This is a genomic window from Saccharicrinis sp. GN24d3 (genome assembly GCF_052400645.1).
GTDB lineage: Bacteria > Bacteroidota > Bacteroidia > Bacteroidales > Marinilabiliaceae > Saccharicrinis.
Genome location: NZ_JBQTGI010000002.1, coordinates 300,842 through 313,426 on the forward strand (window position 1 = coordinate 300,842; position 12,585 = coordinate 313,426).

General features: G+C 39.6%; 9 protein-coding genes. 2 read left to right on the top strand and 7 right to left on the bottom strand.

Annotated elements, in window-relative coordinates; genetic code table 11:
* Window positions 1–438: 438 nt before the first annotated feature.
* The 4 genes from ACT29I_RS03715 to ACT29I_RS03730 form a co-directional block, all read right to left on the bottom strand.
* A complete protein-coding gene (locus ACT29I_RS03715; protein WP_444792709.1) occupies window positions 439–1,758 on the bottom strand; it encodes a cysteate synthase in 1,320 nt (439 codons plus the stop codon).
* Between the two features lie 888 nt (window positions 1,759–2,646).
* Complete coding sequence (locus ACT29I_RS03720; protein WP_444792710.1) at window positions 2,647–4,353, bottom strand: acyl-CoA dehydrogenase family protein; 1,707 nt, start codon at window positions 4,351–4,353, stop codon at window positions 2,647–2,649.
* Window positions 4,354–4,448: 95 nt separating this feature from the next.
* A complete protein-coding gene (locus ACT29I_RS03725; protein WP_430935743.1) occupies window positions 4,449–5,468 on the bottom strand; it encodes an electron transfer flavoprotein subunit alpha/FixB family protein in 1,020 nt (339 codons plus the stop codon).
* 108 nt (window positions 5,469–5,576) lie between these two features.
* Entirely contained in the window at window positions 5,577–6,449 is an 873-nt protein-coding gene (locus tag ACT29I_RS03730) for an electron transfer flavoprotein subunit beta/FixA family protein (RefSeq protein ID WP_430935745.1), read from the bottom strand.
* A 311-nt stretch (window positions 6,450–6,760) separates the two neighbouring features.
* Between ACT29I_RS03730 and ACT29I_RS03735 the strand changes: the two genes are divergently transcribed.
* Complete coding sequence (locus tag ACT29I_RS03735) at window positions 6,761–7,213, top strand: methionine-R-sulfoxide reductase (protein WP_430935747.1); 453 nt, start codon at window positions 6,761–6,763, stop codon at window positions 7,211–7,213.
* A gap of 151 nt (window positions 7,214–7,364) precedes the next feature.
* Entirely contained in the window at window positions 7,365–8,771 is a 1,407-nt protein-coding gene (locus ACT29I_RS03740; RefSeq protein ID WP_430935749.1) for a DUF3078 domain-containing protein, read from the top strand.
* 226 nt (window positions 8,772–8,997) lie between these two features.
* On the opposite strand, the gene ACT29I_RS03745 is transcribed toward ACT29I_RS03740, so the two are convergent.
* The 3 genes from ACT29I_RS03745 to ACT29I_RS03755 form a co-directional block, all read right to left on the bottom strand.
* Window positions 8,998–9,351, bottom strand: a complete 354-nt coding sequence (locus tag ACT29I_RS03745; protein WP_430935751.1) for an SDR family NAD(P)-dependent oxidoreductase — start codon at window positions 9,349–9,351, stop codon at window positions 8,998–9,000.
* Window positions 9,352–9,421: 70 nt separating this feature from the next.
* The gene (locus ACT29I_RS03750) at window positions 9,422–10,120 is read right to left on the bottom strand and encodes an aspartate/glutamate racemase family protein (RefSeq protein ID WP_430935753.1); all 699 of its coding nucleotides are present in this window, start codon (window positions 10,118–10,120) and stop codon (window positions 9,422–9,424) included.
* Window positions 10,121–10,688: 568 nt separating this feature from the next.
* Window positions 10,689–12,107 (bottom strand): S8 family peptidase, encoded by a 1,419-nt coding sequence (locus ACT29I_RS03755; protein WP_430931445.1) that lies wholly within the window; start codon window positions 12,105–12,107, stop codon window positions 10,689–10,691.
* Window positions 12,108–12,585: the final 478 nt, after the last annotated feature.

Genomic DNA, 12,585 nt, shown 5'->3' on the forward strand with positions numbered 1-12,585 from the left:
TATGGCTACAATATTATATATGTGGGCAGGCGTTTCGATCCTTCTGTTTTGTTGCCTTCATCATCTTCAACAATGCATCGTATATATCCCAATAATGCTGTCAGAAGATAAAAAAGAATAATGGCTTAACCCGGATTATGCATTAGAACTTCGTTGTGAACATTGAAAGTGCAATAAAACAAGGCTTTACTGAAACGAGGCATAGCATCGTTATGGTGAATTGAAGTGAAGCAGCGGAGTGTCTTGTTTTGAAACAATTTCAATGTGTAATAGATTTTCTAATGCTATTGCGGGTTTAAAAGAACGCATAAAAAAGGGAGCAAAGTAAACCCTGCTCCCTGAATAATGCTTTATACAATAATTCGATAGGTAGTATCCTTCTTCGAATACCTTCAATATTTGAATTCCTTCTGAAAAATCAAGAATAAAAAATTTAGTTTAGATATACATGGCATAGTACTCAGACTCAAATACCGTGACAAGCACCTCCTCTACCTCACGGACTGAAGGATTAATGTCGAACACATAATCCGGTTCAAGATAAATGATATCTTTTTCGTTTTTAAAACGCTCTTCACCTCCACCAGTAATGTTCAGCATAATACAATCATCTTTTTTCACAACCCCATCCTTAACTGCATTCATCAACGTTGCCGTTGCTACGGCTGCTGCCGGATGAATATCGTTGCCTTCCGTATCTTTAAAGATGCGGGCTGCTTCCAGTGCCTCCTGATTGGTTGCACACAACACATCACCACCGGCTTCCTTCATCGCATCGTATAGGCCGCCACATATAGGATAAGGAGGTTTACGATTCGACAACACTTTGGCGTCAATTTCTTCCACTTGCCTGCGAGCCACATTATCATCTAACGGAAGCATCGCTCTCGAATCTGCTTTCCATGCATCGTGAATCGGTACGAAAGGGGTATTTTGGGAAACCATCAATTTCATAAAGTTGGTGCCAAAACGCCCATCTTCCAACAATCGCAAATTGGCTTCCCAAGCTGCAATTGCACCTGTTCCACTACCTACAGCCTGAAAATAATAATCAGGAATACGTCCTATTGTGGTAACAGCGGATAACGTAGTTGTACCCATACCATCTCTTCGGGCAACATTCTTTGCACCTCCCTCGGCAATGTATCCATCTATTTCACAGGCCAGGTTAGATAAGTGAATCGCGTCAAAATAATCACTTCCTGATCGGGTAACCACTAGCTTAACATGACTCTTTATAGGCTCATCGAACCATAGTGCATTGATATTATCCTCGGGCACACAAAGCAGTAATGGAATATTATTGTCGGAACAAACACGGGCAAAAGCACGGGCGGTATTACCCGCCGAAGCTACAACCAAAACGTCTCCATTATCGGAACTCAAACGTCCGCCAACAGCATAAGCTTCGGTTTCCTTGAATGAGCAGGTCCTGAAGTTGGCACCTCTTTCGGGCCAGTAACCGCTAAATGTAATATAAAGATTGTTTAGACCAAGATGTTTGGCCAATCCTTCACTCTTATAGGTGATGGGGGCGGAAGACCCTTCCAGCATTTTATGAACAGGCAACCAGTCTGCAAAACGAAAGATGCCATATGATGCATCTTTAACATCAATTTGCTTTTTCTCATAAATTGCCCTAATTAAAGTAGGCTCCTTCTCACATGCCGACTCCAGAGTCCAGCCCTTATCCTTAAATTGCTTACCGGTTTTAACTGACTCCAACACATATGAAGTAGGCTCAATTTGCTTTGTCATAAACTAATGATATTTGTATTGCAAAAGTATATGTTTTCTGCGGCTTGGTAAAGTTTTATTTAAAAAAGTTGCTTAATTATGTAGGATTTTTTTAACAAATTTTATGCCTTTCCGAAAAGTTTGGCATGCACATTTGTTACCAATACTATTACGACAAATTGGAGAGCGGGGTTACAAAGAAAGAAAATAAATAGGAACACCATTCTATTTTTCCATGGCTTGCATATTTTATCATTAGGAAGAATTGTTAGTGTATAAATTATAACTCTATCCCCTTTGGGGAAATTTTGAATGACCCCTGGCTCTATAGCCCGATGCCCTGGGTTGTTTCTACAACACCCCTTCGTGTCATTTTGCGGTGGACGACCTGCACAAATTAAAGTGTTAATGGAATTAGTTGATTCTGAAACAACAAGTTCATCGGAGTTATAACATTAAGAAAGTTGAATTATTTCCTTACCCTTAATATCCTGCCCAAAAATAATAATCCCAAAATTGCCAATAGGTTGCACCTAAATGCCAATTCGATCAGAAATATTTGCATATTGTTTCATCAAAGCAAGGTAAGATTTTCGATCACAATAGCCATCGGCTAGGCTTTCGTTTTCTGACCTTAAGGAATTTGAAGAATTCCTAATAACAGATCTCGCATAATATTCGGGGAACGTCACTGTTTAACCCGGATTATGCATTAGAACTTCGTCGTGAACATTGAAAGTGCAATCTTACTAGGTTTTCATCGTTATGGTGAGTTGAAGTGAAGCAGCGGAGTGTCTTGTTTTGAAACAATTTCAATGTGTAATAGATTTTCTAATGCATATTGCGGGTTTAATCAAATAAGGCCGGATCAAACGATCCAGCCTTATTTTATAACAAGAATTTTATATCCTACATATGCTTGTAAGCACCTAAATCATCCAAAGCGAAGCTATGAATAAACTCTGCCCTGGCTTGGTTTTCGGACTTACCCATTTTTATATAAATCTCGGTGGATGACTTAAACTTCTCATCACGTTGAGTATCCAATAACAACAGGTAACCCATTACAATATGCCCGGCCATTTCAACCAAACGGCGCGCATGGAAATCGATATACTCATTATCTTTCACCTCAACCACCGTTTTTACTGCATGCACATATTCCTCTGTCATGCCAATTAATGTACGACGGTATCCATGCAATTCGGGGCGAAGCTCCATGGCCTCATATTCCCGGATCCTATCTAAATAACCACCCGTTGTTACTCCACGTATTGCAGCAACCACCTGTAACTGAGTAGTCCCCTCGTAGATTGAAGTAATACGGGCATCACGATAGATACGTTCGATGGGGTAATCCTTCATAAAACCGGAACCTCCATGTATTTGAAGTGAATCGTAAGCCAATTGGTTGCTATACTCACTGGTCATACCTTTTAACAGTGGCGTAAAGTAGTCGGCCATCTTCTGGTATCGCTTCATTTCTTTACGTTCCTCGGGCTCTAACTTACGCTCCTCGCTAATGTGCATATACGTTTTGTACATGTCCACCATGCGCGATGTCTCATACAACAATGTACGTGAAGCATCCAATTTGGCTTTCATGGTAGAAAGCATTTCGTATACTGCCGGAAATTGGATGATAGACTTGCCAAACTGTTTACGCTCATTAGCATACTCCAATCCTTCGCGGTAAGCGGCTTCGGAAATCCCTATAGACTGTGCTCCAATACCTAACCGGGCCCCGTTCATCAGGGCCATCACGTACTTGATGAGTCCCATTTTTCGGGAACCCACCAGCTCTGCCGGCGCATTCTTAAACACCAGTTCACAAGTTGGCGATCCTTTGATACCCATCTTGTTTTCGATACGACGAACGATGACCGCTTTTTCGTTTCTATCGTAAATAAACATGGACAACCCGCGGCCATCTTGCGTAGCGTCCTCTGAACGTGCCAGCACCAGGGATACATGTCCGTCTCCATTGGTGATAAAACGTTTTACACCGTTCAGGTACCATCTCCCATCTTCTTCGTTAAAAGTGGCTTTTAACTGAACCGCTTGCAAATCGGAACCTGCATCAGGTTCGGTTAAGTCCATGGCTGCGGTTTCGCCATTTGAAATACGCGGCAAATATTTTTGCTTTTGCTCTTCACTGGCAAATTCGTTGATGGTCTCCGCACAATCCTGCAGTCCCCATATGTTCACAAAACCGGCATCGGCCCGCGAAACAATATCGGCAGCCATGATATAAGGCACAATCGGGAAATTCAATCCTTCGTATTTACGGGGAAGCGTAATTCCCATTAAACCTGCCTCAACCAAAGCTTCCAGGTTTTCCTGCGTTCCTTTGGCATATATCACTTCGTTATTCACAATCTTTGGACCTTCCTGGTCTACACTTTCAGCGTTAGGAGCTACAATGTCACCACAAATCTCACCAACAATCTCCAACACCTTTTCGTAGCTGTCCATGGCATCTTCAAAATCCATAGGTGCGTAATCAAACTTATCTTTGTCGGCAAAATTACGCTCCTTCAATGCCACAATTTTTTCCATTAACGGGTGTGTCAGATGGAATTTCAAATCGGGGTTATCTGTAAAAAAATTAGCCATTACTTAATATTTTTATAGTATCAAGATGTAAGACTGATTTACACGATGTAACAAAAACATCTATCATTCATGCACAAACACCTATATCCTAATTTCTACTTAGTATTCTTTTTATATAATTTAATCAATTTGGGAACGATTTCGTTCACATCGCCATTAATCACATAATCGGCAATTTTGTTGATTGGTGCATTAGAATCGTTATTGATGGCAATCACCATCGACGACTCTTCCATACCCGCTGTGTGCTGAATCTGTCCTGAGATACCGCAGGCGATATACAGTTTAGGACGTACGGTGACTCCTGTTTGCCCGATCTGACGCTCATGGTCGGCATATCCCGCATCTACTGCGGCCCTGGATGCACCTACTTCAGCACTCAACACTTCTGCCAATTGAAATAACTGATCAAACCCTTCTTTAGAACCCATTCCGTAACCACCGGCGATTATAATGGACGAGTTCTTAATATTAACTTTTGATTTCTCCATATGACGCTCAATTACCTTCACCACCAATTCTTCCGGCTTAAGGATTTTATCAACGTCAATATTTTTTACTTTGCCCTTGTGTGCTTCATTGTACACTTCCATTTTCATCACACCCTCACGCACCGTAGCCATTTGTGGACGGCAGTCGGGGTTGATGATAGTTGCTACAATATTTCCCCCAAAAGCAGGACGAATCTGGTATAACAGATTCTTATAATCCTTACCCGCTTTTTTATCGGTATGATCTCCAATCTCCAAAGCTGTACAGTCGGCAGTCAATCCACTTTGCAGTGCGGATGAAACACGAGGACCTAAATCACGACCCAAGGTGGATGCACCCAACAAGCAAATCTCTGGTTTTTCCTGCTTAAAAAGGTCTACTATAATTGATGTAAATGGCAGTGTGGTATAAATTTCAAGTCGTTTATCATCACCTACATGCAACACATCTACACCAAAAGGATAAACCTTTTTTTCGATTCCTTTTAAATTGTGACCCAACACAACTGCTTCCAGCTTGCAGTCCAGGTCGTTGGCAAGTGAACGGCCTTTAGTTAGCAGCTCGAGACTAACATCAGCTATCTTACCTTCTTCTATTTCGCAAATTACAAATACGTTACCCATTATTAATTGATCAAGATCAATTTGAGACAATCGGTAGAGACAATTAGATTATTAGACAATCTTATCTCCATCCCATCAAAATTGATTTTTGTTAAACAAAGATTTTACTTATCCGATCGTATGATTTTCAATAAGTTCCACAATCAGCTCTTCCAATTCCTCCTCGTTATTAGAAATACGTTTTGATTCCTTGGCCTGGAACACTACGTTTTCAATTTTCTTTACTTTGGTAGGAGAACCGGTAAGACCTAACCATTTGGTGTCGGTTTCGATATCGTTCACGCTCCACTCCTCAATAACCAGGTATGGACGATCATTTGTTAAATCGATGTAGTCTTCGCTTTGATCTTGTGTTTCGGTAACCGTTTTGGCATGTTTATACTTCATTACCCTTTTTGCGTTTCGCGGACGACAATCGGGAGCCGAAGCATTTACTGTAATAACACAAGGCAGGGGAGCTTCTACTGTTTCTACTCCTCTTTCCAACCTTCGCAACACGGATATTTTTCCATTTTCTGCGGAGTTCACGTGCTCGGCATAAGTAATTTGCGGCAAGTGTAGTTTTTCTGCCACTTGAGGTCCAACCTGGGCGGTATCTCCGTCAATGGCCTGACGACCAGCTATAATAATATCGAAGCCCTTCATTTTTTTGATAGCGCAAGAAATTGCGTAAGAAGTGGCTAATGTATCTGAACCGGCAAATGCCCTGTCGGTTAGCAAATAGCCTTTATCGGCGCCACGGTACAATCCTTCGCGGATTACGTCGGCTGCTCGCCCCGGCCCCATCGTCAAAATAGTAACCTCCGATCCTTCGTAACGATCTTTCAACCGCAGGGCTTGTTCCAACGCATTTAAATCTTCAGGGTTGAAAATAGCCGGCAATGCGGCACGGTTTACCGTTCCATCTGCCTTCATAGCATCTTTCCCAACATTTCTGGTGTCGGGGACCTGCTTGGCAAGGACAATAATCTTTAATCCCATTTTTATACTGATTTTATAGGTGATAAATTTTTTTTCTTCAGTCCAAATTATTCCAAAAGTTAAGTCTGTATCCCCTAATAGTTAGCGGGACGACAGAAATTCCGTAAAAATCTTTTCCAACGCTATTCACTTCATCTATGTCGGGACAGAACCTGAACTCCATTTAAATATAAATTACGAATGGTTCAGGTTGGAATAGCAAACAAATTTAGAAAAAGCAATGGAAATCGCAACCAAATCACATTTATTTAAACAAAATCTAAGAAACTGCTGTTTTACAGGTAGAAAAAACACGCCAAAACGCCATCGACATGAGAAAATTGTTATTCATTATACTAACCAGCTCAGTATTACTCAATATGGAAGGACAGAAAAAAGTCTACAACAAACTCTCGCCGGAAGAAAAAAGCGTCATATTAAACAAGGGCACAGAAATGCCCTACACAGGAAAGTATACCGATAACAAAAAAAAGGGAACCTATATTTGTAAACAATGTGAAGCTCCACTTTATTATTCCGACGATAAATTTGATTCGAATTGCGGCTGGCCCAGTTTTGATGACGAAATAAAAGGAGCTGTAAAAAGAGTTCCGGATGCTGACGGTAGAAGAACAGAGATAATTTGCAACCATTGCAAAGGGCACCTGGGCCACGTTTTTTTAAACGAAGGGTTTACGCCCAAAAACACCCGCCATTGCGTTAACTCAATATCGTTAATTTTTATGCCGGATGAAGATAAGTCAAACCCAAAGCACAAAAAGTAGAAATTAATCCGCCTTACTTTTTCAAATAAGTAAAAAAACAGTTTATTTTTGCACTCATTGGCACGATTTTTCGTAAACAAGTTTTGGATTTCATATTCATTTAATCCAAACTTGTCAACGATTTACTAATAAATAACGCTGTATTTTCACAATGAAGTTTTCCCGTCATCTCCAGTCAAACTTAATCATATCCATAACTGTCGTTTTATTTTCAATTGGCTCCCAGCATAATAGAGCTCAAACACTTGAACAAGGCTTCTGCATTGCCATCGAGAACATCAAAAATGTTGGGAACTTAAGCGATACCATTAAAAAGCAAAGCGAATATTGGAGTTCGTTAAATTTAAACCATAAATTTTTTATTGTTGATTCTGCTCGTTTTGCCAAGAATCAGATTTTAACCATTAATCCCGACTACAGGGAATACAAGGATTATGTGATGAGCCTAAAATTCTATCCAAATACAGATATGAATATTAAATATAAGCCCACTCTGGTAAAAGAACAATTATTATATTCCCATAAAGGTTATTTAAGTATTTTGGAGGATGGAAACAATTGCAATATTGCATTAGGGCCGATTTTCAGTACCCAAAAAAAGAACGAGGAAATTTTTATCGAACACCCGAAACTGGTTAAGCACGTTTGGAAAACCATACCTGAACCACATAGGCTGATTACCGACCGAAAACAACTTAGCAGACGTTCGGCCAGGGAAGGTATAGCTGGGTTACTGACAGAAAAAATAAATTCGCCGGATAAATTAGATAAGCGAACTAAGAATAACGGCCCCTGGACACTAAGCGGTACGGAGAGCATCCAATTTTCCCAGGCGTATTTGGAAAACTGGGCCAAGGGTGGGGAAAACTCTATAGCCTTACAAAGCGACTTATTGCTCAAGGCCAACTATGAGAAAGGTAAAATAGAGTGGGAGAATTATGGGCGTCATAAAATAGGTGTGATTGGTACCGAGAGTTACGAAACCCAGATCAATACCGATCAGATAACTGCCAACAGTAAATATGGAATCAGGGCTTCAAAGAAATGGTACTATAGTGGGGTATTCGATTTCAAGACGCAGTTTTTCAATGGTTTTAAGACTAAAAACCGCGAAACCATTATCTCCGGATTTATGTCTCCAGCCTACTTTACCTTTGCTATCGGTATGGATTATAAGCCCAATAAAAATTTTACACTGCTGTTGTCTCCGATAACTTCTAAAATCACTTACGTGAAGGACAATAAAAAGGTTGACCCAACAACGTACAACGTTAATGAAGACAAACATGCAGCATACAATACCGGAGCATCTTTAGTGAACAACCTCAACTGGAAAATATCAACTGAATTAAACCTGAAGTCGCAGCTGGAAGCATTTGTGGGTTATGCCGGAGAGGACGCACTAACACAAGTTGACTGGGAGTTGACATTTGATATGAGAATAAACAGGTTTTTATCGACCAGAATAAATACGCAGCTAAGGTATTTTACGAATGAAGCAGATAAAAAAGTTCAGTTCAAAGAGAACTTCTCAATCAACTTTAACTACAAATTCTAGGCGTTTATCAATTTTATCAGGCAATTAATAATTTTTAACAATTATTTTTAGCTTTTCCTTTGCAAATAAAAAAATGCCATATATATTTGTAAGCATCATCAAAAGATATTAACAGAGCAATGCTCGACAAAATATTGAAGAACTTAAATTTTCTCATAGTTTAGGGTTAGGTTTGGTTAAAGATTGAAAGCCGCTGTCAAGAATGTTTGATAGCGGCTTTCTAATTCTATCTATTCCATATGAAAGGTTGCAGGCCAATCTTATCTACTACGGTTCGCATGGGTTTTTCACCGTAGGGCAATTCCAGCAGGTTGGCTATGGCATCTGCCACAAGTTGAGGTTTCTGTTCGGGGTTGCTCTCCAAAGCTTTTCCAATTCCCTTGTTTACACTGACCTCATCGGTAACGTCCATATCAACCAATTGTACCCCGATTGATTTAAGATCATTGGCAACTGTTTCATTTTTGCCTGAGGTAGATCGCATTGTACCCACTACTTCATGTCCTTTATCCACAAGCGCCTTGCTTGTCAAAAACCCAAATCCTCCGCTTGCTCCGGTAATAATTATTTTTTGTTTCATGATAGTACGAAATATTGTTAAAACAAAGATTTTTATTCCGGCTAACATAATCTACAACAGGTAGGGAGAATTATTGTTCTTTAAGAATAAAATCTACGCCTGCTTTTGCGTGAATTTCAGTTGTATTAAAAACAGGAATTTTCAAATCAGCCTTTCTAATCATTAATGGGAATTCAGTGCATCCCAAAACGACCCCTTCAACACCCATATCAATAAATGACTGAATAACTTTGGTCACATAATCTTTAGATTCAGGAAGAATTTTACCAAAAGTTAATTCTTTTTGAATTATTCGATGCAATTCATCCACAACAAAATTCTTTTGGGGAGTATAAACCTGAATATTATTTTTTGCTATTCTATTGGTTATAAATGTTTCAAGCATAGAATACCTGGTCCCTAAAAAACAGACCCTATTAATTCCTTTCGATTTTATTTCTTTGGCAGTTGCATCAGCAATGTGTATGATGGAAGTATGAATTTTGGGTTCCACCATATGATATACCTTATGTGGCGTATTGGCACAAAACATTAGTTTCTCGGCTCCTGCATTTTCCAGTTTTCTTGCTGCTTCTATCAACAGTTCTGCAATCCCTTCCCAATTGGATGCTATTTGATATTTGTGTATCAGTGCCTGGTTTAAAGTGAACACCAACAAAGGGGGATTCGTATTATTTCCAAAATAGTTATTAACACGTTGATTAATATACCTGTAATATTCAATGGTGGAATGCCATGATGTTCCTCCTATTAGGCCAAGCGTTCTCATTATCTCATTCTTTTAATTAACCTGAATATCATTAAACGTAAAGCATTAATATAACAGGCCAAAGTATTCTAACAAAAATACTATTTATTTTCTTCCGAATAGGTTTATTACATAACCTATCAAAGAGGCAGCAAAACTCCCCGACTTATTGGAGTTAATCCCTCATCCAATCCGGTGGTTTTAATCATCCCTTGTATCCATAAAAAATGTGCATTAGGCAAAATAACATAGTCAACAAGGTATTATTTGGCGATTTCATAAAGCTCATTAACTTTTCGTCATCACGAAGACAGGTCTGAAAACTTAGGTTAAAAAACCACAGAATTACAAATGATATTACACATTGAAATTACTTTAAAACAAGACACTTCGTTGCATCACTCAACTCACCAGGACGATGCTCCCGAAAGTAATCGGGACAAGTTATGCCTCGTTTCAGTAATGCCTTGTTTTATTGTACTTGCCATGCTCATGACGAACCCCCAATACATAATCCGGGTTTAATTGTAACCATAAAAAAAGCCCATGTCAACAACAACATGGACTTTTAAATTATTCATTAAAATATTTATTCAACAGCATTGGAAGCATTGATTCTACCATGCCCATAATATGCATCTTTACCTGGTTTACCCAGGTCATCTGAAGTTTGCTTCAGGATTGATATGATTTGGCTTGGTGTAATATTTCCGTCATATTTTTCTATAATTAAAGCAGCTGTTCCGGCCACATGCGGAGCGGCCATGCTGGTTCCCGCGGAGAACCCCCAACCGTTACTGATGGTACTGAACACCATATCGTACCACCAATAATCTCCGGGATAATCGAAATCGCCGCCGGGAGCAGCCAAATCTATCAAGGACTGACCATAATTTGTGTAACTGGCTGGTATATCAGGATCGGTATTCGGATCAAAAGCGATTCCATAAGGACCGGTAGCGGAAATGGCCAACAAGTGATTTAAGCTTGCAGGTAGAATCACCAAATTACCTGTATGGTTGGCATCGATAGCATCGTTACCGGCAGAAGTTACCACCAATACACCTTTTTGATAAGCATACGTAATGGCCTTTTGGTACGCATTAATATAGGCGGCCACTTCATTGGCTTTAACTTCAACTATGGTTCCGTCGGGCAATTCCACATCAAAACCATTTCTTGGAAGTTGAGAACCCAAACTCATATTAATAACATCAGCCCCGTTGTTGGCCGCATAAATTATCCCTGAGTAGATACCCGAAAACCCTCCGGACCCTGTGTATTCCGAGAGCACCTTTACGGCCACAATCTCGGCATTAGGAGCTACACCAACTACACCAAAATCAACACCTCCCAAATCGGGCCCATCCGCTGCAGCAACAGTTCCTGCCACATGGGTTCCGTGGTTAAAATAAAAACCCGGCTGAATATTGTAATCCTCTCCGGCAACAAATGATATTGACAGATCCGTGTTTAAGTTAGGTGCCAAATCCGGATGTTCGGCATCAATTCCACTGTCAAGTATAAACACCCGGACCCCTTCTCCTGTATATCCTTTATCCCAGGCACCTGGTGCATCGATGGCATCCATACTCCACTGGTAACCGTAATAAATTTCGTTTGATCCCAAATGCATGGGAACAAACTGCAGCTCGTCAGATTTGTTGGGTTCTAACCATTGCAATTGCACATCGGGCAAAACATATTTAACCCCTTTTATTTTTTTAGCATTCTTTGTAAAACTTAAATCATCTGATTCAACAAGATACATCCCAATTTCAGGATGCTTCCGTTTGATCTTTCCATTCGCTTTCATAATATCATCCTCCATTGCATCAGACATATCATCTGATAATATTAAAAAAGCATCTGCCGTATAGGTTACATTGTTTTTTGCGCTTTTGAGACTAATACTTTGGTCATCCAGGGTTATTTCCTCATCTACAATTTGTTCGGTACAGGCCGCCATTAAAATACCTGCCATCAGATAAAATACAATTTTCTTCATATCATTTATGGTTTAAATTAATAGTCACCTAAATTTAGACTATTAAAACACAAAAGTCAATAAGAAAATACAACCTTATAAAGGTACAAGCGTGATTTCAGGGAATTCGCTTTTAAAACATTATTCCCACCCCACACCTCCGTCTCTCCCAAAAGAGAGCATGTGCACGGTTCTCATTAGAAGGGAATTTAAGGGTGAGGGAAGGACAAATAACAAAAAAGCGAGCGTAAAAACCAATACCCCTAACCATGTGTTTACAGTCTTTGCCATCTTATATTTAATTCGTATATTTAATAAAAACCCAACAACTGGTTTACAACAATCCATCGAAAAAACAACAGCCAACCGCCTTTAAATTATTTACTGATTTATTGATATTCGAAAGAACAACTAATAAAAAAATAAAAAATCGAATTCATCATATATTGCACGTACCAGATGATTCAAATGATAAAAGACGTACAATTTGTATCAGGTT